The organism is Pseudokineococcus sp. 5B2Z-1 (assembly GCF_037482305.1).
GTDB lineage: Bacteria > Actinomycetota > Actinomycetes > Actinomycetales > Quadrisphaeraceae > Pseudokineococcus.
Genome location: NZ_JBBHZG010000004.1, coordinates 260,517 through 281,990, shown reverse-complemented (window position 1 = coordinate 281,990; position 21,474 = coordinate 260,517). Strand labels below are relative to the sequence as shown.

The following is a 21,474-nucleotide window of genomic DNA, read 5'->3' as shown; positions in this document are numbered from 1 at the left end:
GCCGCCGCCCTCGAGCCCGGACGGCGCACGTCACCGGAATGCCGCAGCCCCGGGCGGCGCTCGCCCTGGCGACCCGGCACCGCGCCGGGGCGCCCCCCGAGCCCGACGGAGCACCGCCCATGACCGCCGCCCCCCGCACGAGCGACGCCGACGACCCCGCCGTGCCTCCGCGGGGCCCCGCGGGCCCGGGCGGGTCGGCGGCCGACGAGGCCGGGCGGGCCGAGGGGGCGCCGACGGGCGGGGCGGCGCGGCAGCGGCGCGACGTGCCGCACTGGATGGTCCTCGTCGTCGCCGCGACGGCGCAGTTCATGGTCATCCTCGACGTGAGCATCGTGAACGTCGCCCTGCCGTCGATGCGGACCGACCTCGACCTGTCGACCGCGGGGCTGCAGTGGGTCGTCAACGCCTACGCCCTGGCCTTCGCCGGGCTGCTGCTCCTCGGTGGCCGCGCGGGCGACCTCTTCGGCCGCAAGCGCGTCTTCCTCGTCGGGGTGGGCCTCTTCTCCGTCGCGAGCCTCGTGGGGGGCTTCGCCCAGACCGAGGCGTGGTTGGTGGCGGCGCGGGCGGCCCAGGGGGTCGGCGGCGCCGTGCTCGCCCCCGCGACCCTCAGCCTCCTCACGACGACGTACACCGAGCCCGGCGAGCGCGCCCGGGCCCTCGGCGTCTGGGGCGCCGTCGGCGGCGCGGGCGGCGCGATGGGCGGCCTCGTGGGCGGCGTCCTCACCGAGGCGCTGAGCTGGCGGTGGGTGCTCTTCGTCAACGTGCCGCTCGGCGTCCTCCTCGCCGCGGGGGCCGCGTGGGCGCTCGTCGGCTCGACGCCGGTCGTCCGGCGCCTGCGCGACCTCGACGTCCCGGGCAGCCTCACCGTCACCCTCGGCCTGACGTCCGTCGTCTACGGCGTCGTCAGCGCCGAGACCCGCTCGTGGACGTCGGCCGTGGTGCTCGTGCCGATCGCCGTGGGGCTCGCGCTGCTGGCGCTGTTCGTCGTCGTCGAGCGCCACGCGCCGCGACCCCTCGTGCCGCTGGCCATCTTCCGGCGCCGGGCCCTGTCGGCCGCCAACGGCGTGGCGCTCACCGTCGGCATGGGCATGTTCTCGTTCTGGTTCTTCATGTCCCTGCAGCTGCAGCGCGTCTACGGCTTCGACGCCCTCGGCGCCGGCCTCGCCTTCCTGCCCGCGAGCCTCACGCTCATCGCGGGCTCGATGGCCTCGACCCGCATCGCGCGCCGCACGGGGCCGCGCCCGCTCCTGGTCGTCGGCCCGCTCGTGTCGGCCTCCGGGCTCCTGTGGCTCTCGACGTCGTCACCCAGCGGCAGCTACCTGAGCGAGCTCCTCCTGCCGACCATGCTCTCCGGCCTCGGCATCGGCCTGACGATGGTGCAGCTCGCCGCGGCGGCGACGGCCGGGGTGCCGGGCGACCAGGCGGGCCTTGCCTCGGGCCTCATCAACACCTCGCGGCAGATGGGCGGCGCCATCGGCCTCGCCGTCCTCTCCACCGTGGCCGCGGCGCGCACGGCCGCCGTGCTGGGCACGGGGGACGCCGACGCGGCGGCCTCCGCCGGCGCCGCGGGCGTCGAGGCCCTCGCCGCGGGCTACGACCGGGGGCTGCTCGTGGGGGCCGCGATCGTGGCGTGCGGCGCGCTCGTCGGCCTCCTCGTGCCGGCCGAGCGCCGCGCCCGCGCCGACGACGCCGAGCGGGACGGGGCCGGCGACGAGGCCCGGGAGGCCGTCGCCGACTGAGCGACCCGCCCGCGGAGACGCCGCCTCGCTCCTCGACGCCGCCTCGGACGCGAAGGTGACGCCCCCTTCACCCCAGGCGAGCCCTCCGGACGCGAAGGTGACGCCCCCTTCACCCCAGGCGACCCCTCCGGACACGAAGGTGACGCCTCCTTCACGGGAGGCCGCCGGTCGTCAGGCGTTCGCCTCGCCCTCCGGCGCCCACAGGCTCTGCCGGACGCCGAGGAGCCGGTTGAGGCCGACACCGACGACGACGAGGAGCACGATCCCCGCGACGACCGTGGCGGCGTCGGCCGGCGTCGTGAAGACGCCGAGGGCGAAGAGGAGCGTCGTCGTCCCGGCCGGCGGGTGCTGGCACTTGAGCAGGGACAGGACGACGGCGGTCAGGGCCACCGCGCCGGCGGCGGCGACGACGCGCACGGCCGTCAGTCCCGCCTCCGAGACGGGCGGCTGGTCGGCCAGGCCGAAGAGGTGCAGCGCGCCGAAGCCCAGCACGAGCCCGACGCCGTGCCCGACGAGCACGTTGCGCGGCGCCGACGTCGGCTGGTGCGGGCTCTGCACGAAGAGCAGCAGCGTCGGCGCCAGGCTCGGGAACAGCAGCGGCTGGCCGACGGCGACGCCGATGGCCCCGCAGAGCCCGAGCACGAGGAGGGCGACGGCGCCGGCGTACGCGGCGGGCCCCGCCTTCGGCGAGCGCTCCCGCGCGGCGGCGAGCAGGTCCGTGCGACGAGGTGCCATGCCCCCACCGTCGCAGCCGGGGCGTGGCCCCCGCGCCCGCCGGCGGGCACGGCCGGCGCCCCGGCTACCGCGGCGCCTGACGCGCGACCGAGGCGACAGGTCAGAGCCGACCAGGTCAGGACCGGCGGGAGATCAGGGCCGGCGCGCGCCCTTGCTCGCGTACATCGCGGCGTCGGCACGCCGCAGCAGCTCCTCCTCGCCGAGGGGGTCGTCCAGCTCGGAGGCGGAGGCCAGGCCCACCGAGCAGCCGGGCACGAGCACGTGGCCCTCGACCCGCAGCGGCTGCGCGAGCGCCGCCACGAGCCGGGCCGCCACGGCCGCCCCCGCCGGAGCCCCGACGCCCTCGCAGAGCACCGTGAACTCGTCGCCGCCCCAGCGTGCGGCGGTGTCGCCCGGGCGCAGGTTCTCCTGCAGCCGGTGCGCCGTCTGCACGAGGACGGCGTCACCGACGTGGTGGCCGTGCTCGTCGTTGACGGCCTTGAAGCCGTCGAGGTCGAGGAAGAGGACCGACGTGTCGTCCCCCGCCCGCCGCGCGCGCGCCAGCGCGTGCGCCAGCCGGTCGCGGAAGAGCGTGCGGTTGGCCAGGCCGGTGAGGGGGTCGTGCAGCGCCCGGTGGCTCAGCTCGGCCTCCAGGGCCTTGCGCGGCCCGGCGTCCTCGACGTGCAGCACGAGGTGCGCCCCGTCGTCGGCGGCGCCGCCCAGGGGCGCCAGCGCCACGGTCGTCGGCACGAGCGCGCCGTCCGGCCGGGCGAAGCGGACCTCCACCGACGTGCGCCCGGCGCGGGCGGCGGACCGGCAGGCCGCGCGCAGCGCCGCGGCGTCGTCGGGGCGCGCCAGCTCGGGCAGGTCGTGGCCCACGAGCCGCTCCGCCGGCCGGCCCAGGAGCAGCTCGAGCTCGCGGTTGGCGCGCACGACCGTCCCTGCCGCCGACACCAGCGCCATCCCGACGGGCGCCTCGGTGAAGGCGCGGCGGTAGTCGGGCCCCCCGGCGTCCGCCGCGGCCGTCGTGTCGGTGACGGGCCCGACGACGGCCGACGCCATCGACCGCGGGTCGCCGTCGGGCCCGTGCGTCACCCGCGCGAGCAGCCGGGCGGCGACCTCGAGGACGAGCTCGCGCTCGTAGGTGATGACGTACTCGAAGACCCTCTCCGCGTCCGGGCCCGCCGCCCGCCCGCCCGGCCCCCCGGTGGTGACCTCCGGGGCGTCGTCGGCGCGACCCCCCGACCCGTCGACCTCCCGGGCGACGAGCGCCGCCGTGAAGTGCGGGTTGACGACGGCGACGACCCACTCCTGCAGCAGCGGGTCGCCGGCCTCGAGGAGGGCGCCCCGGACCCGCTCGGTCGGGTGGACGGCCATGCCCTCCCCGAGCACGGCCACGAGCGCCACCGAGGAGGCCAGCCGGCGGTAGCGGGCCGCCGTCCGGGCCCCGAAGTAGCGGGAGTGCTGCAGCGCGGCCAGGAGCACCGTCATGGGGCCGCTGGTGAGCGCCTGGGCCTCGAGGTGCCGGCTGACCGCCTCGAGCAGGGGCTTCGTCGACCGCTGGACGTCGCGGTCCGCGACGAGCGCGAAGGCGCTGCCCCCGGGCGGGCGGGGGCGCGGGCGCGGCAGCACGAGGGGAGGCGCCGGGACGGTCGGGCGGCGCTCGAGCGGGCCCGGCCGCCCCAGCAGGTACCCCTGGCCGAGCGAGGCGCCCATGGCGAGCGCCTGCTGCACGTGCTCGGGGGTCTCGAGCCCCTCGGCGACGACGACGGCGCCCGTCCGCTCGGCGTAGGCGGCGACGGCCGCGACCACCTGCGCCGTCAGCGCGTCGGGTCGCCGGCGGGCCAGGGCGAGGTCGAGCTTGACGACCTCCGGCTGCAGGACGGGCAGCAGCGCCAGCGCCAGGGGGTCCTGCCCGACGTCGTCCAGCGCCACCGCCCACCCGAGCTCGCGGACGCGCCCCACGAGGCGCAGCAGCTCCGACGGCCGCCAGGCCAGGGACCGCTCCGTCAGCTCCACGACGAGGCGCAGGCGCTCGCCGGCGCGCTCGAGCAGCGGGTGGACGTGCGACGGCGCCGCGGTCACGACGTCCGGCTCGACGTTGGCGAAGAGCACGAGGGGTGCCTCGACGCCGGCCTCGAGGGCGCCCTCGGCGGCGGCGACGCGGCACGCCCACTCGAGCTCGTCCACGCGGCCGCGGGCGCGGGCGCGGGCGAAGAGGTCCCCGGGCGCCTGGGGGCCGCCCGGTGAGCGTCCGCGGGCGAGCGCCTCGTAGCCGACGACCTCGCCCGTCCCCAGCCGCACCACCGGCTGGAAGACGCTCCGCACGTCCAGCGACGCCACGACCGCCCCCTCGCGCTCGCCGCCCCCGCGGCGGGCGCCCCCGCGGCGCCGGGGGGCATCGTGGCGGACGGCGGGCGCGAGCGGCGCCCTGCGACGTCAGGTGGACGGGGTCGCGTCGCGGGTGGCGCCGTCGGCGGAGGCGGGGGCGACGACGTCGCGGAGCACGGCGCGCGTCCGCTCGTGGAGCGCGACGAGGTCGGGGCGCTCACCGGCCTCGGCGCGGCGCGCCCACTCGTCGCACGTGAGACGGACCGCCGTCCCCGCGACCTCGGCCACGAGGCGGGTGCGCAGGTCCTGCGGCGTCGTGCCGGCGACGGCGGCCACGAGCTCGGCGACCCGGTCGGCCTGCTGGGACTGCAGCCCCAGCGCCGCGGCCGTCAGGGCGGGGTCGGCGAGGACGAGGCGGCGCACGCGCAGCACGCGGGGGACGACGTCCTCAGGGGGGACCTCGGCCAGCCGGGCGACGAGCTCGCCGAACGCCGCCTCGACGCGCTCGAGCAGCGAGCACCCCGGTCGCGGCCGCGCGAGCGCCTCGGCCAGCGCGGCCTCGGCCTCCTCGTCGGGCGCGAGGACCGCCGCCTCCTTGCTCGGGAAGTACCGGAAGAAGGTGCGCGGGGAGACGCCGGCGGCGCGCGCGATGTCCTCGACCGTCGTGGCCGCGTAGCCGCGGGCCTCGACGAGGTCGAGGGCCACGGCGCCGATCTCGGCCCGGGTCTCCCGGCGGCGCCGCTCGCGCAGGTCGGGCCGGGCGCTGGTGCCGCCGTCGGCGACGGCCTCGCTCATGCGGACTCCTCGGGTCGCCTCCGGCCGACATTAGCAGCCCGTGCCGAGGTGGCAGTCTGTGCCATGCTGCGGTCCGATGCCACGGACAGCGCCGTCCCGGGCGTCGAGGACGTGGACGGGCGAGGACAGGTGGCGGCATGACGGCAGCGGCGGACCCGGGCACGAGCCCGGCGGCGGGGACGGGGAGCCCGGCGGCGGGGACGGGGAGCCCGGCGGCGGGGGCCGCGAGCGGCACGGGGGTCACCGGCACCGCCGAGCGGATGGCTCCCGGCAGCGGGCTCGTCATCGGGCTGCTGCTCGTGTCGGCCTTCGTCGTCATCCTCAACGAGACGATCATGAGCGTCGCCCTGCCGCGCCTCATGGAGGACCTGCAGGTCACGACGGCGACGGCGCAGTGGCTCACGACCGGGTTCATGCTCACCATGGCCGTCGTCATCCCCGTGACCGGCTTCCTGCTGCAGCGCTTCCACATCCGGCCGCTCTTCCTCACGGCGATGTCCTTGTTCAGCACGGGCACGCTCGTCGCGGCTCTCGCGCCGGGCTTCGGGGCGCTGCTCGTCGGCCGCGTCGTCCAGGCGAGCGGCACCGCGATCATGATGCCGCTGCTCTTCACGACCGTCCTCACGCTCGTCCCCGCGTCCTCGCGCGGACGGATGATGGGGCGCATCTCGATCGTCATCGCCGTGGCGCCCGCCATCGGCCCGACGATCTCCGGCCTCGTCCTCTCGGTGCTCGACTGGCGCTGGATGTTCTGGCTCGTGCTGCCGATCGCGCTCGTCTCCCTGGCCCTCGGCGCCGCGCGCATCCGCAACGCGACGACGCCGCGCCCGAGCTCCCTCGACGTCCCCTCGGTGATGCTGTCGGCGCTCGCCTTCGGCGGCCTCCTCTACGGCCTGTCGAGCATCGGGGAGGGCGGGGGCGCGCACGTCCTGCCGCTGTGGGTGCCGATCGCCGTCGGCGCCGCGGCCCTCGCCGTCTTCGTCCGCCGCCAGCTGCGGCTGGCCCGGGTGGACGCGGCCCTGCTGGACCTGCGGGTCTTCGGCACGCGCGCCTTCGCGATCGCGGTGGGGCTCGTCGTCATCAGCATGGTGGCGCTCTTCGGGTCGCTCATCGTGCTGCCGCTCTACCTGCAGCAGGTCCTCGACCTCTCCACGCTGAGCACCGGGCTGCTGCTGCTGCCCGGCGGCGTCGTCATGGCCGTCCTCTCACCGGTCGTCGGCGGGCTCTTCGACCGGGTGGGCCCGCGCCCGCTCGTGACCCCCGGGGTCGTCGTCGTGAGCGCCGCGCTGTGGACGCTGACGACGCTGGGCGCCGGCTCCTCGCCGCTGCACGTCGTCGCGGCGCACGTCCTGCTCAGCGCCGGTCTCGCGTTCGTCTTCACGCCCCTGCTGACGTCGGCGCTGGGGTCCCTGCCGCCGCGCCTGTACTCCCACGGCAGCGCCGTCGTCAGCACGGTGCAGCAGCTCGCGGGCGGCGCGGGCACCGCCCTGTTCGTGACGCTGCTCAGCACGACGACGGCGGCCCGGCTCGCCGAGGGCGCCGACGCGGTGGCCGCCACGGCCGACGGCGTCCGCGCCGCCTTCCTCGTCGGCGCCGTGCTCTCGGTCGTCGCGGTGGGCGTCTCCCTGCTCGTGCGGCGCCCGGCGCAGCAGCCGTCGCCCGAGGTCGTGCCGCACTGACGCCGGGAGGCAGCCCGGGCCGGAGGTCCCGTGGTGACCGGGCCCCGGAGGTGGTCTCCTGGCCCCGAGGAGCACGCCGCACGGAGGGGGAGCCATGGCGACGAGGCCGCACGAGAACAAGCTCGAGGAGCTCACGACGGCGCAGTGCCACGAGCTGCTGGGCACGCAGGTGGTCGGCCGGCTGGCCGTGGTGGAGGGCGAGCACCCGCTCGTCGTCCCGGTGAACTTCGCCATGAGCGGCGGGGTCGTCGTCGTGCGCACCGGCGAGGCGCTGCGCGAGCGCGTCGACCACCGCAACGTGGCCTTCCAGGTCGACCACACCGAGCGCTCCACGCGCACGGGCTGGAGCGTGCTCGTGCAGGGGCTGGCCGAGGAGGTCGGCGACGACCACGCCGCCGACCTCGCCGAGCGCACCCGCCGCACCGGCGTGGAGCCCTGGGCGCCGGGCGAGCGCGAGCACTGGGTGCGCGTCATCCCGCACCGGGTCACGGGGCGGCGCATCACGTCCGGCGGGCCCTGGTTCGCCGACGGCAGCATGTACCTGTGACGCTCGCGGACCTGCTGCCTCCCGGGGCCGCGGTCGAGCGCCTCGGCGGCGGGATGACGTGGGCCGAGGGCCCCCTGTGGGTGCCCGCCCGGCGCGCGGTGCGGTGCAGCGACATCCCGGGGAACCGCGTCATGGAGTGGCACGAGCCCACCCGCGCGTGGGGGGTCCTCGCCGACGACGTCGAGTTCACGAACGGCCGGACGCTCGGCCTCGACGGCGAGGTCGTGCAGTGCTCGCACGGCCGCCGGCGCGTCGAGGTCGAGCGCGACGGCGTCGTCACCGGGCTCGTCGACGCCTGGCGCGGGCAGCGCCTCAACTCGCCGAACGACGTCGTCGTCCGCTCCGACGGCACGGTGTGGTTCACCGACCCCTCCTACGGCATCCACCGCCGGGCCGAGGGCCACCCCGGCGAGGAGGAGTACGGCGGCCACCACGTCTTCCGCCTCGACCCGGCCACCGGGGAGCTCGACGCCGTCGTCACCGACGTCGCCATGCCCAACGGGCTGGCGTTCTCCCCCGACGAGCGCGTGCTCTACGTCGCCGACTCCTCCCGCGCCCCCACCCGCGACGACGACCCGCCCGGTGACGGGCACGCGGTCCACGCCTACGACGTCGTCGACGGGCGCCGCTGCGCGGGCGGGCGCGTGCTCGCCGAGGTGGACCCCGGGCTGCCCGACGGGATCCGCGTGGACGAGCACGGCCACGTCTGGACGACGGCGGACACCTCGCTCGTGGTCATCCGGCCCGACGGCACCGAGGTCGGTCGCGTGCCCGTCGGCGAGGTCGTGAGCAACCTCTGCTTCGGCGGGCCGAGCGGGACCGACGTGTTCGTCACCGCCTCGACGAGCCTGTACCGGCTGCGCACGCGCGTGCGCGACGCCGCGCACGTGCTCGCCCCGCGCTGAGCCGGCCGAGGTCGGCTGCACGAGGACGGGCCTGCGCCGTCCTGGTGCTGCCAGCCGGCTCGAGATGGCGCCGCAGGAGCGCCGCCACCCGCTCCGGCTCGACCCGCAGCGCTCGGGCGGGCAGGCGGAGCACCACCTCGCCGGGCCGGGTGACCTCCGCGGCGCGCAGCAGGTCGTCGTACCAGCGGGCCTCCTCGACGTGCCCGACGCCGTCCACCTCGAGCAGGACGCGGCGCCCGTCCTCCACCTCCCACAGGGCGTCCAGGTCGCGACGGCGCCCCGTGGCGTCGCGCCGGACCGCCTGCTGCGCCGGCGCCGGCAGACCCGCCGTCCGGCACAGGCGCACCGACCGCACCTCCGACAGCGCCTGCGCCCCGCCCTCCACGTCGTCGAGCACGGCGAGCAGCTCACGGCGGTGCCGCACCTGCCCGGCGACGAGGACGGCTGCGCGCAGCCGCGCCGGCGTCGTCAGCCGCTGCTGGACGACCGCCGCCAGCAGACCCCCTGCCGTGGCCGCCGAACGGGCCGCGCCCGCCGCCTCCGCCGCGGCGTCCTCCACGGCGAGCACGGGCAGGCCCCCGCGTCGCACCACCCGCGCGGTCCGGCGGCTCGACGTCGCCGTCGTGCCGGCCAGCGCGGGCAGCCGGTGCCCCCGGGCCACGCGGACATGGACCGACGAGCGCTCCCACCCCCGCAGCCCGTGGACCTCCGACGCCGACAGCCCCGCCAAGGCGGCCCCAGACCCGCCGGACAGGACCGCGGTCCACCGCCTCGCGGCGACGTCGAGCTCACCGGTGGAGGTGCGCACGACGAGCGGGCCGACGACGCACCAGCGCCCGGCACGCACCTCGGAGGCCACCCGTTCGGCGTCCACGCCGTGCTCGCGCAGCTGCGCGCGGGAGAGGCACCCGCCCTGCTGCGACGCCAGCGCGGCCAGGGAGGCGGGCAGCGACGACGTCCTCGGCACGCGACGAGGCTGGACCGACCGGCCGGGGCGTGCGTCGAGGCCTGTGGACGACCGAGGTGGCTGCACGAGGACGGGCCTGCGCCGTCCTCGTGCCGCCACCTCCGCGAGGGACCACCGCCTACGGTCCTCCCATGACGACGCAGGACCAGCGCTCGCGCACGCCGGTGAGCCACGTGCCGCTGCACGTCGGCCGCGGGATGCTCATGGGCGCCGCCGAGGTGGTGCCCGGGGTCAGCGGCGGGACGATCGCCCTCATCACCGGCGTCTACGAGACTCTCATCGACACGGCCGGCCACACGGTCACGGCGTTCCGCCGGCTCGTGACGGGCGACGTCCGCGGGGCGCGCGCCGAGCTGGCGCAGGGCACCTGGCTCGTCGTCGTCCCGCTCCTGCTCGGCACCGTCGTCGCCGTCGTCGTGGGCGCCTCCCTCATCGAGCCGCTGCTCGAGGACCACCCCGTCGGCTCGCGCGCCGTCTTCGCCGGGCTCGTCCTGGCCTCGCTCAGCGTCCCGGCCCTGATGGTCGGGCGGGCCTGGACGGCGCGGCTCGTCGTCGTCGCCGTCGTCGCGGCCGTCCTGGCGTTCGTCCTCACCGGGCTGCCCCCGGGTTCGGCCGCCGACCCGCCGCTGCCGGTCGTCTCGCTGGCGGCCGCTGTCGCCATCTGCGCCCTCGTGCTGCCGGGCGTCTCGGGCTCCTTCCTCCTCGCGACCGTCGGCCTCTACGAGCCGACCATCGCCGCCGTCAACGCGCGCGACCTCGGCTACCTCGGTGCCTTCGCGCTCGGCGCCGTCATCGGCCTGGCCCTCTTCGTGCGGCTGCTGCAGCACCTGCTCTCCACCCACCGGGCCGTGACGCTCGCCGTCATGACCGGCCTCATGGCCGGCTCCCTGCGCGCCCTGTGGCCCTGGCAGACCGAGGAGCGCGACGTGCTGGCGCCCTCCGGCGACGTGCTGGCGATCCTCGGGCTGGCCCTCGCCGGGGCGGCCGTCGTCGTCGCGCTGCTCGTCGTCGAGCGGCTGGTCGGCGGGGCGGACCCGGCCTCCTCCACCGCGGACGAGCCTCGCGCGGCGCGCTGACGCCGACGCCCGGCGGCGGACGCTCCTGAGCCGCGCCCTGCGCCGCGCGGCGCCCGGTGCGCGTCCGTACCGTGGACGACGCGCCGACCGCCGGAGGAGGACCCGTGGAGCTGCTGACCGGGGCGGGCCTCGCGAGCGCCGCCGGCCTCAACGCGTGGCTGCCCCTGCTCCTGCTCGGCGCGGCCGCGCGGTGGACCGACGTCGTCGCGCTCCCCGACGGGTGGGCGTGGCTCTCGGATCCGGGCGTGCTCGCCGTCCTCGCCGTGCTGCTGCTCGTCGAGGCCCTCGCCGACAAGGTGCCCGGCGTCGACCACGTCAACGACGCGCTGCAGACCGTCGTCCGGCCGCTCGCCGGCGGGGTGGCGGCGAGCGCCGGGACGGGTGGGGCCGACGGCGGGGGCGCCGTCGCGGCCGGAGGGGACGCCTCGTGGCTCGCGGGCGTGGACTGGACGACGGTCCTGGCGGGCGCTGCGGTCGCGCTCGTCGTCCACCTGCTGAAGGCCGCGGGCCGGGCCGCCGTGAACGCCACGACGGCGGGCGTCGGCGCCCCCGTGGCCTCGGCGGCCGAGGACGCCCTCTCCCTCGGGCTCGTGGCCTCCGCGCTGCTCGCGCCCGTGCTGGTGCTCGTCGCCCTGGCGGTGCTGGTCGCCGTCGCCGTGGCCGTCGTCCGCCGGCGGCGACGGCGCCGGGCCGTGCGCCCGGTCTGAGGGTCCCGCGGCGCCGGCGCGTCCGCCCCGCCGAGCGTCCCGTCAGCGCCCGTCGGGCACGCCGACGGCGCGCGCGTCGGGCAGCGGCGACCGGGCGACCACCGCGGCCAGGAGCGCCACGGCCGCCGTCACGGACCCCATGCCCCACCGCTCGACAGCGCTCGTCGAGGCCGCGTTGGCCACGGTGCTCGCGGCCATGAGCACCACGAGGAGCCACGTCGCCCGCCCGGTGGCGGCGGGCGGCAGGGGTGCGCGCAGGAGCCCCGCGCGCACCAGGAGGAGGACGGCGAGGCCCAGCAGCAGCAGGGCAGCGCCCCCGCTCGCGACCCGGTGGCCCGCGGGCAGCACGCCGTCGACGTGGGCAGCGCGGCCGCCGTAGAGGTGGGCCCCGACGGGTGCACCCGCCGCGGCCCCGGCCTGGACGACGGCGACCCCGCCGAGCAGGGCGGCGGCCGCGACCGCCGCGCTCCTCGCGGCGCGCATCACGGTCTCGTCCGCAGCAGCTCGACAGCCGCGAGGACGAACCAGGCGATGAAGACGAGCCCGAAGGCGGTGGCGGCGACGTCGGCGGCCGCCGGGACGAGGGTCAGGGCGCCGACGACACCCAGCCCCACCCCCACCACGCCGAGGCTGCGCCCGAGCCGGCCCGAGCGGAGGGCGAGGACCCCGACGAGGAAGACCCAGGCGGCGCCCACCACCTCGACGCCGCCCCCGAGGGCGTCCTGCACGACGACGACCGACGACCACGTCGCCACCGCGAGGTCACGGTCGACGACGGCGAGGTCCGCGACGGCGCTCTGGCCGACGAGGGCGACGAGCCCGGACGCCAGCAGGAGACCGGCCCAGACCAGGCCGAGGGCCGTGGCCGTGGCCGTGGCCGTGGGCAGCGCGAGGCCACCGGCGGCCCCGCGCAGCCGCTGGTGCACGGCCAGCACGAGGACGACGAGAGCGCCCCCGCCGACGAGGTAGAGCGCCAGGTACCACAGGTGGAGGAGCACCCGGTGCTCGAGGAGGAAGGCCAGGGAGGCCTCCGGGTCGCCCTGCGCCTCGACGAAGCCGCGGGGGGCGAGGTAGAGCCCCACGAGCCCGAGGCCGAGGAGGTAGGTGGCGGCCTTGACGAGCGCGGCGACGGCGCCGGCGCGGGCGGCGGTCCCTCGCGAGGAGGGGGCGGGGTCGACGAGCACGGCACCCGCGGGGGTCTCGTGCGGGTCGGCGGCGGGCTCGGGCGCGCCGCGCCCGGGGCGCGGCCTCCGGGAGGACGGCGGCTGGGGCTGGGCGGGGGCCGACATGACGAGTCTCCTCACGGGTGGTCGGGACGGCCGGACGGACGGGGGCGCGCGGGGCCGCCGGTCCCGCGGGGCGCCCGGGCGGGCGCCGGGGCGGAGCCCGCCACACGGCGCCCGCCCCGCACGAGGAGCCAGACGGTGAGCGCCAGCTCGCCGAGCACCGAGGGCACGGCGACGACGACGAGGAGGACGGCGGCGACGTCCTCGTAGGCGGGCAGCAGGTACCGGGCGAGCGTGTCGGTGGCGTAGGCGCCCCCGGCGACGGCGAGGACGGCGCCGAGGAGCACCGGCGCCCGGCGGGAGAGCCCCAGGAGGACCGCCAGCAGCACGAGGTGGACGCCGAAGGCGAGGAGACCGGCCAGCCAGAGGACGTCGAAGACCTCCAGCAGCAGCCCCACCTGCTGGGCCCGCTGGGCCGGCGTCGTCGTCCCCCCGCCGGCCGGCCCGGCGGCCACGACGAGGACCGAGGCGCCGGCGCCCATGAGGACGGCGTGCACGAGCCGCAGCCAGGCCGCGAGCCTCGACAGGTCGCGGTGGACGGGCGCGAGGAGCACGTCGAGCGCCCAGGCGACGACCACGTCGAGGACGGCGACGAGGAGGAAGGCGGCCGCGGCGGCCCGCACGAGGACCTCCCGGTCGGCGACCGCCCGCGCGACCGCGGCGGGGTCGCCCGCGCCCCGCACGTCCTCCAGCACCACGAAGTTCGCCAGGACGGCGAGGACGAAGATGCCGGCGTACCCGCTGCCGGCGACGAGCGCGGCCCGGCGCGGCGACGTCGTCGCCCCCGCCCCACCGGCCCACGGCGCCGCGCCGGCGGGCGGACCCGCGGGAGCCGGGGCGGCGCGGGGAGCTGCGGTGCGCGCGGTCACGGGGCCACCTCCAGCACGGCCTTCCCGCGGACCCGACCGAGCTCGAGGTCCCGGACCGCCTCCGCGGCCCGCTCGAGCGGGTAGGTGCGGGTGACGGCGGGCGCGAGGCGGCCGTCGGCGGCCATGGCGACGAGCTCGCGGACGTCGGCCTGCCGCTCGGCGGCGACGAAGGTGCCCATCGTCCGGCGCGAGACGAGGGACCACAGCGCGGCCCGCAGGCCGCGGTCGACCCCGCCGAGGAGCCGGCCGCCCCCCTCCCCTCCGACGACGACGAGCACGCCGCGCGGCGCCAGGGCCCGTCGCAGGTGCCGCAGGGGCCTGCTCCCCCCGGTGTCGACGACGACGTCGTACCGGCGGGACCCGTCCAGCGGGTCCCGCTGCGCGCGGTCGACGACCTCGTCGGCGCCGAGGGAGCGCACGAGCTCGGTCCGCGCCCCGCTCGCCACGCCCGTGACGTGCGCACCGGCGTCCGCGGCGACCTGCACGGCGAAGGAGCCGACCCCGCCGGACGCGCCGAGGACGAGCACGCGCTGCCCCGGCCGGACGCGGGCGCGGTCGCGGACCGCCTGCAGCGCGGTCACCCCGGAGACGGGGAGGGCGGCGGCGTGCACGGGGTCGAGGGAGGCGGGCCTCGGCACGAGCTGGTCGGCGCGGGCGAGGCAGTGCTCGGCGAAGGCGCCCGCGCCGAAGCCGACCACCTCCTCGCCCGGGGCGAGGTCCGTGACGCCGGGCCCGACCTCCCGCACGACCCCCGCGACGTCGCGGCCGGGCACGGGGCGCGCCGGGCGCCGCAGGCCGAAGCCGAGCACGCGCATGAGGTACGGGCGGCCCGTCACCAGGTGCCAGACGCCGCGGTCGACGCCGGCCGCGCGCACCTCGAGGAGCACCTCGCCGGGCCCCGGCGAGGGCCGCGGGACGGTGGTGAGCCGGAGCCCGTCGGGCGGTCCGTAGGCCCGCTGGCCGACGGCACGGGTGGTGGGCGGGCGCGCGCCGTCCGGTGGCGCACCGGGAGGTCGGGGCTCGGTCGCGGTCATCTCTCCTCCTCGTGGGTCGAGGCCCGGTGGGTCACCGGACCAGGGCGAGCAGCAGCAGGAGCAGAGCCGCGAGGGCGGCGAGCGCGCGCACGCGGTTCCACCGCGACCAGCGGTGCTCCAGCTCGTGGCGCAGGGACGCCGCGGCGGGTGCGCCCGGTGCGGCCCGGCCGGCCGCCTGGACCCGGCGGTTGATCGGCAGGTGCACGGCGACCGTCGGCAGGTGCACCGCCAGGAGCGACACCGCGGCGGCGCCCGCGAGCAGCGCGAGGGAGGGGCCGCCGTCGGAGGCGACGCGGACGCCGGCCGCGACCACCGGGAGCACGGCCGAGCCGCCCCACGCGACGAGGAAGAGCGGCGAGCCGCGCTGGACGACGCCGTCCACGGCGCGGAACGCCGCGACGTGCTCGCGGTCGCCCAGCGCGCGCAGGCCGGGCATCACGAGGACGGCGAAGCCGCCGAGCAGGCCCGCGACCAGACCGGTGCACACCGCGGCCGCGACCGTCGTGGACGTGACGACGACGGACAGGTCGACCCCGCTCGCCCCGGCACCGCTCATCCCGACACCGCCAGGGCGCTGCCGGTCCACCTCCGGCTCGTGGCGGCCTCGGCCAGCACCCCCGCCACCGACGCGCGGCTGACGCGCCAGCCGCGCACGTCGCCGCCGGTCGCGACGAGGGGCTCGGACGCCGGTCCGTCGTCGAGGTGCACCGGGCGCACGAGCACCCACTCGAGGCCGCTCTCGCGGACGACCCGCTCCTGGGCCTCGGTGTCGGCGATCTGCGGACGCAGCAGCGCGGAGAGGACGAGGCGGTCGAGCGGGCGGAGCAGCCGGCGCGTCTCACCGACGCCGAAGCTGCTCAGGACGACGAGGCGCCGCGCGCCGTGGCGCCGCGCCGCCTCGACGACCGTGCGCGTGCCGCGCGAGCGCACGTCCGCGGGGGTGCGCGCCGGCCCGGTGAGCCGGACCCGCAGCGGGTTCTCGGCGATGCCCAGGGTGACGACGACGGCGTCCTGCCCGGCGACCGCGGCGCCGACCGCCTCAGGGTCGGTGGCGTCGCCGTCCATCGTCACCACGCCGTCGACCTCCCGCGCGAGGCGGTGCGCGGTGCGTGCGAACGCCGTCACGAGGTGCCCGTCGGCGGCCAGCCGCTCGACGACCTCCCGGCCCGTCCCGCCCGTGGCGCCGACGACCGCGACGCTGCTCGGCTCGGACACGTCCGGCTCCCTCCGTCTGGCGTCCCTCGACCTGCTCCGACGCTAGGAGCGCCCGTGCCCGCCGGTCTTGACACCGGACGCCCCCCGCGGTGGCGCGCGCGGTCAGCCGGCGCGCGCGCCCGCCGGCCGGCCGGCCGACCGGCGCGCGGAGGGCGTGGTGCCCGTCCAGCGCCGGAAGGCCCGGCAGAAGGCGCTCTGCTCGGAGAAGCCGGCGAGGTAGGCGACCTCGGCGAACGGCGTGCCGGTGCGCTCCACCAGGTGCTCCGCCACCTCGCGGCGCGCCTCGTCGACGAGCCCCGAGTACGCCAGGCCGCGCTCGGCGAGCCGGCGCTGCAGCGTGCGCTCGCTCGTACCGAGGCGGGAGGCCGTCCGCGCCAGGAGCGGCACCCCTCCGCTCAGGCTCGCGGCCACGGCCTCGCGCACGCGGCCCTCGAAGGTCGTCGACTCCCGCGTGCGCCGCCACTCCTCGTCGAGGCCGGCCAGGAGGAAGTCCGACAGGCCCTCGTCGGCCAGCCGCGTCGGGGTGCGCAGCACGTCCTCGTCGAGGACGACGACGTCCTCCGGGGCGCCGAAGGCGACCGAGCAGCCGAACAGTCGGCGCAGGTCCGCCGTCGAGGCGGGGGCCGGGTGGCGGAAGCAGACGGCCCGTGGGCGCACGGGCGCGACCGCGACCTGGCGCAGCACCGAGACGAGCGCGGCGAGCCCGCACTCGTCGGCCAGCAGCAGGCCCGGCCGGTCGCCCTCCCGGCGCATGACGAGGTCGGCGCCACCGGCCGTCTCGCGCAGCTCGTACGTGGCGGTGTCGGTGACGACGAGGAAGTAGCGGACGACGCGCTCCAGCGCCTCCCGCAGGCAGGCGGCCGTCTTCACGCACAGCCCCAGCACCCCGTAGTGGTCCGGGGAGACGGCCGCGGCGAAGCGCGCCGGCAGGTCCGCCCCGCCGTGCGCGGCCATCCGCTCGAGGAGGGCCCACGCGTCGTCGGCGGGCACCACGAGGGGGTCGTCGGGCCGGGGGGCCGGGGCCAGCCCCACGTCCGCGAGCAGGTCCGCGCGCTCCAGCGGGCCGCCGTAGGCGGCGACCAGCAGCCGGACCACGCCGGTGGACTGCCCTGGCACCGGTCTCCCCCTCCCGGACGCTCGCACCCGCCGGGCGTCGTCGGCGCCGCCCTGCCGTCGCCCCGGCGCCACCTCCGGCCTCCGGACCACGGGCGCCCGCGGCGGCGCTCGGGCTCTGCTCGGCCCAGGCTCCGACGGCGGCCGCAGGGGGAGACAGGGCCGGAGTGCCCCGGTCCGGGCCCGCCGCGAGCGGGTACCTTCCCCGGCTCCGCACGACGACCGGCAGAGGAGGTGCAGGACGTGAGGCTGCTGCTCCCGGCGCTCGCGCTCGGTCTCGTGCTGGCCGTCGCCCCGCCGTGGCCCTCCGGGGCCCGGACGACGGCGATCTCGGCGCCGCAGAGCGCCGAGGGCGTCGCGCGAGCGGTCGAGGAGGTCGTCGCGGCCGAGCTGGACGCCTCGGGCGCCCCGGGGGTCGCCTGGGCCGTCGTCCTCGACGGCGAGGTCGGCCCGGCGGGAGCCGCCGGGGTCGCCCGGCTCGGCGACGACGAGCGCGTCACCCCGGCCACGCCCTTCGCCCTCGGGTCCATCACCAAGGGCGTCACCGCGCTCGCCGTCGTGCAGCTCGTCGAGGCGGGCGACGTCGACCTGGACGCTCCGGCCTCGCGCTACGTCGCCTCCCTCGCGGGCGGCCCGGCTGCGGACGTCACCGTCCGCCAGCTCCTCAGCCACACGGCGGGCTTCTCCACGCGCCAGGGGAGCCCCGGTCGGGGTGGGGCGGAGGACGACCTGGAGCGCCGCGTCGCCCGGCTCGCGGCCGCCGGTCCGGCGCGAGCGCCCGGCGAGCGGTGGGAGTACTCGAACGCCGGGTACCTCGTGCTGGGCCGCCTGGTCGAGGAGGTGAGCGGGCGGACGTACCAGCGCTACGTCACCGAGGAGGTCCTCCGGCCCCTGGGGATGGACGACAGCTTCGTGGCGGACGGACGGACGCACGACGTCATGGCGACGGGGCACCGGCCGTGGTTCTGGACGAAGCACCCGCTGCCGGAGGACGGCACCGACCGGGCGGGCGCCCCGGCCGGCGGGGTCGTGGCCAGCGCCCGGGACGTGGCGCGCTACCTGGCGGCCATGGTGGACGGCGAGGACGACGTCGTGAGCGCGCGGGGCGAGGCGCTGCTCACGAGCCCGGCGGGCGGGGCGTCGCCCTGGTACGGCCTCGGGTGGTCCGTGGACAGCGACCGGGGGACCGTGTGGCACTCGGGCTCGACCCCGGGGGTCGAGACGCTCGCGACGATGGTGCCCGCGGAGGGCCGGGCGGCCGTGGTCCTCGTCAACGCCGGCAGCGGCGTCGGGGTCGGGGAGACCACGGTGCTGCGCGACCGCGTCACCGCCGCGGCCCTGGGCCTCGCGGAGGTCGACGCCGGGCCGCGCTGGCCCCGGTCGCTGCTCTTCGCCTCCCTCGTGCTCCTCCCTGTCGGCTACGTGCTGAGCGCGGCGTGGGCGTGGCGGCACCGGGACGCGATCCGCGCGAAGCGGGGACCCGCCGGCGTGCTCAGCATCGGTCTCCCGCTGCTGACGACGACGGCAGGGGCGTGGGTGGTCCTCGACCTGGTCCCGCGCCTGCTCGGGACCACCGTCGCCACCCTCGGCCTCTTCCAGCCCGACCTCGCGCTCGTGCTCGTCGCCGGCGCCGCCACCGGGGTGCTGTGGGCCGTCCTCCGGCTGGGGATCGCCCTGACGGGGCCCGGCCGCCGGCTCCCGCGGGCGCCCGTGGGCCGGCCGGCAGCACCTCAGACGCCGTCGCGCGGCCCGTAGCGCAGCGCCAGCGGCGGCTGGGGGGCGCCGGCACCGAGCCGGTCCTCCGGGGGGACGCCCGCGGGCGAGGACTCCAGCAGCCCGGCGAGGGCCCGCTGCGCGCGCCGCCGCTGCGACCGGCCGGTCCACGGGTGCACCGGCACCTCCTCGGGCGGCAGGCGCAGCATCTCGCGCAGGTCCTGCTCGCCGGGGCCCGCGGTCGCCGGGTCGAGAGCCGCCACGAGCTCGCCGGCGGCCTCCTCGAGCAGGGGCAGCGAGGCGCGCAGCCGGGTCCACCGGTGGACCTCCCACCCCGTCCACCCCGACGCGTCCGCGGTGGTGAAGCGCTCGCGCAGGGCGACCCCGGCCTCGCGGCCGCGGCCGGCCAGACGGGCGATGGCCTCGGGCGGCATCCGCAGGTCCCACCCGCCGTCCCCCGCGGGGACCTCGACCTGCGCCACCCGGTCCCGCACGCCCGGCAGGGGCAGCTGCACGGTGTCGGACCAGTCCTGCATCGTCGACAGCACGGCGCCCGCGAAGCGCAGGACGCCGGCGGGTGCGCCGTCGGCCCCCGGCTCGAGCGGGTGCAGCACCGGGGCGAGGGCGTCGTCGGCGGGACCCGGTGCGCCCGGGTCCAGCGGACCTCCCACGGGGGAGCCGGGGCGCTGCGGGCGCAGGGTGATGCCGAAGGTCGGCCGCGACGGCGCGAAGGCGTCGAAGACCTGCACGGGGAAGTTGCTCGTGACGCCGCCGTCCGTCGTCCACACCCGCCGGGTCGGCAGCACCTCGCCGGGCAGGCGCACGAGGACCGCCCCCAGCGGGTCCTCCTCGCCCGGAGCGGCGCCCGGCGCCCCGGAGGACCCGGAGGAGGTGGCGGACGAGAGCACGTCGTCGACCGCCGCGGCGACGCGCCGCAGCGCACCGGCGCCCTCCTCGAGGTCGAGGACGTGGAAGGGCACCGCGCTGATGAGCAGCGGGTAGGACAGGCTCGTGCGCACGGCCAGGGCGACGGGCAGGTCCGCCGACGCCGGCAGGGGCACGAGCGGGCGCGCGAGGGCGTCGCGCGCCCGGCACTCGAGCCGCTCGGCCGGGTCCTCCGGCAGCGGGGGCGGGTGCTCCTCGACCCAGGCGACGACGCGCTCGGGCAGCAGCCGCCGCAGCTCGGCCGGGTCGACGTAGAGGGGCGGGACGCCGTCGCGCCGCGCGCCCAGCGGCATGCGCACGGGCCGCCCGTGCGTCACCGAGGTGGTGACGACCTCGAGCCGCACCGCGGCGTCGTCCGGCGCCTCCTCGAGACCCGTGAGCGGCTCGGCCCCCGGGCCCGCCCACAGGTGCCCGAAGGTGAGCGGTCCCCCGCCCTCGGGCAGGCCGGCGGCCTCGTCGAGGAGGTCGGTGAGCCACGGGGCCAGGACCCGGTCGTCGTCCGGCGCGTCACCGGCGGGCATGCCGGAGCAGACGCCGTAGAGGTTGGCGGGGACGGCGACGCGCAGCGCCCGCAGGTGCACGGCCGCGGCGCCCGCGGCCGTGCCGGCGAGCAGGACGAGGACGCCGACGACGGCCACGAGGACGGCCGTGGCGGCGGACGCACCGCCCGACGCGGCGAGCACCAGCAGGACGAGGCCCGGGGCGGCGCCGAGGAGGAGCCGCCACCAGCCGCCGGGAGCCACGGCCGCGGCGCCGACGCCGGTGAGCGCGGCGCGGGCGCGGGCGGCGAGCGACCCGGCCTCGCGCGCGGCCAGGACGGCGAGGAGCAGCCGCAGGAGCGGCGCCGTCGCGCGCTGCGGCGCGAAGAGCGTGGAGAGGCGGGAGCGGCCGCGGCGAGCCGAGGCGAGGTCCCCCGGCAGGCGCGCGAGCACGGGGAAGCCGCCGCGCCCGGAGGCGCCCCCGTGGCGCCCGTGCTCGGCGGCCGCCGAGGCCGCGGCCGCGACGGCGCCCGCGGACGTGCCGCCCACGCGCACGAGGCGGTGGTGCCGCGCCAGCTCGCACACGGCCCAGGGGTAGACGACCCCGCTCGTGACGCCGCCGCGCATGACGACGTCGCAGGTGGCCGCCGGGGAGGCGTACGACTCCGCCGCCGCCAGGGGCGCTGGCGGCTCCACGGGCGCGGGGGTGCGCCCGCGCCGCCACGGCGCGGCCCTCACTCGCCCGTCCGCCCGTCGAGGAGCTCGCGGACGACGTCGAGCTGCCCCACGTGGCGGGCGGTCTCCTGCAGCAGGTGGAGGAGGACCCACCCCAGGGTGGGCGCCTCATCGGCCGAGGCGAAGCGGCCCCCGACGGCGGAGCGCCGCTCGAGCGGGACGTCGGCCACCACGGCGCGCGAGGTCTCCCACCGCGCGCGCAGGGCGCCCACGACGGCGGCCGCGCTCGCGCCGTCGGGGACGGCCCAGCGGCCGTCGGGCCCCTCGTCGCGCCACGGGTCGGCCAGCGGCTCGCCGAGGAACCCCCACACGAGCCATCGGCGCTCGACGGCGTCCAGGTGGACGAGCAGCTCCAGCGGCGTCCAGCCCGAGGGCAGGACCGAGCGGCGCAGCTGCTCCTCCGTCAGCCCCTCGACCTTCCGGAGCAGGCGCGCGCGGTGCAGCTCGAGCTGGGCGAGCAGCACGTCGCGGACCTCGCCCGCCGCGCGGGGCGGCTCGTCGTCACCGGGCCCGGGGAGCCAGCCGTGCGCGAGCGGCCTGCCGCCGTCGACCACCCCGTCCTCGATCACCCGCGCGATGCTGGCAGCCACCACCGACGGCCGGCACGCCGGGTCGGCAGCCGCCC

The 21,474-nt window shown here is 78.6% G+C and carries 20 protein-coding genes; 7 read left to right on the top strand and 13 right to left on the bottom strand.

Annotated features, from left to right (window positions below):
• Positions 1 to 119 precede the first annotated feature (119 nt).
• The gene (locus WDV85_RS12085; protein WP_339570850.1) at positions 120 to 1,739 is read left to right on the top strand and encodes an MFS transporter; all 1,620 of its coding nucleotides are present in this window, start codon (positions 120 to 122) and stop codon (positions 1,737 to 1,739) included.
• Positions 1,740 to 1,910: 171 nt separating this feature from the next.
• Here WDV85_RS12085 and WDV85_RS12080 read toward each other — a convergent pair whose 3' ends face one another.
• The 3 genes from WDV85_RS12080 to WDV85_RS12070 all read right to left on the bottom strand — a co-directional run bounded on the left by WDV85_RS12080 (position 1,911) and on the right by WDV85_RS12070 (position 5,579).
• Positions 1,911 to 2,474 (bottom strand): HPP family protein, encoded by a 564-nt coding sequence (locus WDV85_RS12080; RefSeq protein ID WP_339570849.1) that lies wholly within the window; start codon positions 2,472 to 2,474, stop codon positions 1,911 to 1,913.
• A gap of 132 nt (positions 2,475 to 2,606) precedes the next feature.
• On the bottom strand, positions 2,607 to 4,796 hold the full coding sequence (locus WDV85_RS12075; RefSeq protein WP_339570848.1) for a diguanylate cyclase domain-containing protein: 2,190 nt from the start codon (positions 4,794 to 4,796) through the stop codon (positions 2,607 to 2,609).
• 96 nt (positions 4,797 to 4,892) lie between these two features.
• Positions 4,893 to 5,579, bottom strand: coding sequence for a TetR/AcrR family transcriptional regulator (locus tag WDV85_RS12070; protein WP_339570847.1), 687 nt, complete (start codon positions 5,577 to 5,579; stop codon positions 4,893 to 4,895).
• Between the two features lie 137 nt (positions 5,580 to 5,716).
• Here WDV85_RS12070 and WDV85_RS12065 point away from each other — a divergent pair, with 137 nt between their 5' ends.
• From WDV85_RS12065 to WDV85_RS12055, 3 genes are all read left to right on the top strand, one after another.
• Positions 5,717 to 7,258, top strand: a complete 1,542-nt coding sequence (locus WDV85_RS12065; protein ID WP_339570846.1) for an MDR family MFS transporter — start codon at positions 5,717 to 5,719, stop codon at positions 7,256 to 7,258.
• 94 nt (positions 7,259 to 7,352) lie between these two features.
• The gene (locus WDV85_RS12060; protein WP_339570845.1) at positions 7,353 to 7,805 is read left to right on the top strand and encodes a pyridoxamine 5'-phosphate oxidase family protein; all 453 of its coding nucleotides are present in this window, start codon (positions 7,353 to 7,355) and stop codon (positions 7,803 to 7,805) included.
• Positions 7,802 to 8,710 carry an SMP-30/gluconolactonase/LRE family protein gene (locus tag WDV85_RS12055; RefSeq protein WP_339570844.1) on the top strand — a complete coding sequence of 303 codons (909 nt, stop codon included), beginning with the start codon at positions 7,802 to 7,804 and terminating at the stop codon, positions 8,708 to 8,710. The genes WDV85_RS12060 and WDV85_RS12055 overlap by 4 nt, the downstream gene beginning before the upstream one ends.
• On the opposite strand, the gene WDV85_RS12050 is transcribed toward WDV85_RS12055, so the two are convergent.
• Positions 8,637 to 9,677, bottom strand: coding sequence for a hypothetical protein (locus WDV85_RS12050; RefSeq protein WP_339570843.1), 1,041 nt, complete (start codon positions 9,675 to 9,677; stop codon positions 8,637 to 8,639). The two genes, WDV85_RS12055 and WDV85_RS12050, sit on opposite strands and share 74 nt — an antisense overlap.
• Positions 9,678 to 9,808: 131 nt before the next feature.
• Here WDV85_RS12050 and WDV85_RS12045 point away from each other — a divergent pair, with 131 nt between their 5' ends.
• Positions 9,809 to 10,753, top strand: a complete 945-nt coding sequence (locus tag WDV85_RS12045) for a DUF368 domain-containing protein (protein ID WP_339570842.1) — start codon at positions 9,809 to 9,811, stop codon at positions 10,751 to 10,753.
• A gap of 104 nt (positions 10,754 to 10,857) precedes the next feature.
• Positions 10,858 to 11,460: a DUF4126 domain-containing protein gene (locus WDV85_RS12040; protein ID WP_339570841.1), complete on the top strand. Its 603-nt coding sequence runs from the start codon at positions 10,858 to 10,860 to the stop codon at positions 11,458 to 11,460.
• 42 nt (positions 11,461 to 11,502) lie between these two features.
• Here WDV85_RS12040 and WDV85_RS12035 read toward each other — a convergent pair whose 3' ends face one another.
• From WDV85_RS12035 to WDV85_RS12005, 7 genes are all read right to left on the bottom strand, one after another.
• A complete protein-coding gene (locus tag WDV85_RS12035; RefSeq protein WP_339570840.1) occupies positions 11,503 to 11,943 on the bottom strand; it encodes a hypothetical protein in 441 nt (146 codons plus the stop codon).
• The gene (locus WDV85_RS12030; protein ID WP_339570839.1) at positions 11,943 to 12,749 is read right to left on the bottom strand and encodes a hypothetical protein; all 807 of its coding nucleotides are present in this window, start codon (positions 12,747 to 12,749) and stop codon (positions 11,943 to 11,945) included. Before WDV85_RS12030 ends, WDV85_RS12035 begins: the two co-directional genes overlap by 1 nt.
• 11 nt (positions 12,750 to 12,760) lie before the next feature.
• Positions 12,761 to 13,615 carry a DUF4386 domain-containing protein gene (locus tag WDV85_RS12025; RefSeq protein ID WP_339570838.1) on the bottom strand — a complete coding sequence of 285 codons (855 nt, stop codon included), beginning with the start codon at positions 13,613 to 13,615 and terminating at the stop codon, positions 12,761 to 12,763.
• A complete protein-coding gene (locus WDV85_RS12020) occupies positions 13,612 to 14,649 on the bottom strand; it encodes an NAD(P)-dependent alcohol dehydrogenase (protein ID WP_339570837.1) in 1,038 nt (345 codons plus the stop codon). Before WDV85_RS12020 ends, WDV85_RS12025 begins: the two co-directional genes overlap by 4 nt.
• A gap of 31 nt (positions 14,650 to 14,680) precedes the next feature.
• Complete coding sequence (locus tag WDV85_RS12015) at positions 14,681 to 15,205, bottom strand: anthrone oxygenase family protein (RefSeq protein ID WP_339570836.1); 525 nt, start codon at positions 15,203 to 15,205, stop codon at positions 14,681 to 14,683.
• Complete coding sequence (locus WDV85_RS12010; RefSeq protein WP_339570835.1) at positions 15,202 to 15,864, bottom strand: NAD(P)-dependent oxidoreductase; 663 nt, start codon at positions 15,862 to 15,864, stop codon at positions 15,202 to 15,204. Before WDV85_RS12010 ends, WDV85_RS12015 begins: the two co-directional genes overlap by 4 nt.
• Before the next feature lie 102 nt (positions 15,865 to 15,966).
• Entirely contained in the window at positions 15,967 to 16,980 is a 1,014-nt protein-coding gene (locus WDV85_RS12005; protein WP_339570834.1) for an AraC family transcriptional regulator, read from the bottom strand.
• 240 nt (positions 16,981 to 17,220) lie between these two features.
• Between WDV85_RS12005 and WDV85_RS12000 the strand changes: the two genes are divergently transcribed.
• Positions 17,221 to 18,732, top strand: coding sequence for a serine hydrolase domain-containing protein (locus tag WDV85_RS12000; RefSeq protein ID WP_339570833.1), 1,512 nt, complete (start codon positions 17,221 to 17,223; stop codon positions 18,730 to 18,732).
• On the opposite strand, the gene WDV85_RS11995 is transcribed toward WDV85_RS12000, so the two are convergent.
• Both WDV85_RS11995 and WDV85_RS11990 read right to left on the bottom strand, forming a co-directional pair.
• Positions 18,708 to 20,810, bottom strand: coding sequence for a hypothetical protein (locus WDV85_RS11995; RefSeq protein WP_339570832.1), 2,103 nt, complete (start codon positions 20,808 to 20,810; stop codon positions 18,708 to 18,710). The genes WDV85_RS12000 and WDV85_RS11995 overlap by 25 nt on opposite strands.
• A gap of 38 nt (positions 20,811 to 20,848) precedes the next feature.
• Entirely contained in the window at positions 20,849 to 21,418 is a 570-nt protein-coding gene (locus WDV85_RS11990) for a DinB family protein (RefSeq protein WP_339570831.1), read from the bottom strand.
• Positions 21,419 to 21,474: the final 56 nt, after the last annotated feature.

Excerpts from the sequence above, each read along its gene's own strand:
- WDV85_RS12085 (WP_339570850.1), top strand. The coding sequence starts at position 120 with ATGACCGCCGCCCCCCGCACGAGCGACGCCGACGACCCCGCCGTGCCT.
- WDV85_RS12080 (WP_339570849.1), bottom strand. The coding sequence starts at position 2,474 with ATGGCACCTCGTCGCACGGACCTGCTCGCCGCCGCGCGGGAGCGCTCG.
- WDV85_RS12070 (WP_339570847.1), bottom strand. The coding sequence starts at position 5,579 with ATGAGCGAGGCCGTCGCCGACGGCGGCACCAGCGCCCGGCCCGACCTG.
- WDV85_RS12065 (WP_339570846.1), top strand. The coding sequence starts at position 5,717 with ATGACGGCAGCGGCGGACCCGGGCACGAGCCCGGCGGCGGGGACGGGG.
- WDV85_RS12060 (WP_339570845.1), top strand. The coding sequence starts at position 7,353 with ATGGCGACGAGGCCGCACGAGAACAAGCTCGAGGAGCTCACGACGGCG.
- WDV85_RS12045 (WP_339570842.1), top strand. The coding sequence starts at position 9,809 with ATGACGACGCAGGACCAGCGCTCGCGCACGCCGGTGAGCCACGTGCCG.
- WDV85_RS12035 (WP_339570840.1), bottom strand. The coding sequence starts at position 11,943 with ATGCGCGCCGCGAGGAGCGCGGCGGTCGCGGCCGCCGCCCTGCTCGGC.
- WDV85_RS12030 (WP_339570839.1), bottom strand. The coding sequence starts at position 12,749 with ATGTCGGCCCCCGCCCAGCCCCAGCCGCCGTCCTCCCGGAGGCCGCGC.
- WDV85_RS12020 (WP_339570837.1), bottom strand. The coding sequence starts at position 14,649 with ATGACCGCGACCGAGCCCCGACCTCCCGGTGCGCCACCGGACGGCGCG.
- WDV85_RS12015 (WP_339570836.1), bottom strand. The coding sequence starts at position 15,205 with ATGAGCGGTGCCGGGGCGAGCGGGGTCGACCTGTCCGTCGTCGTCACG.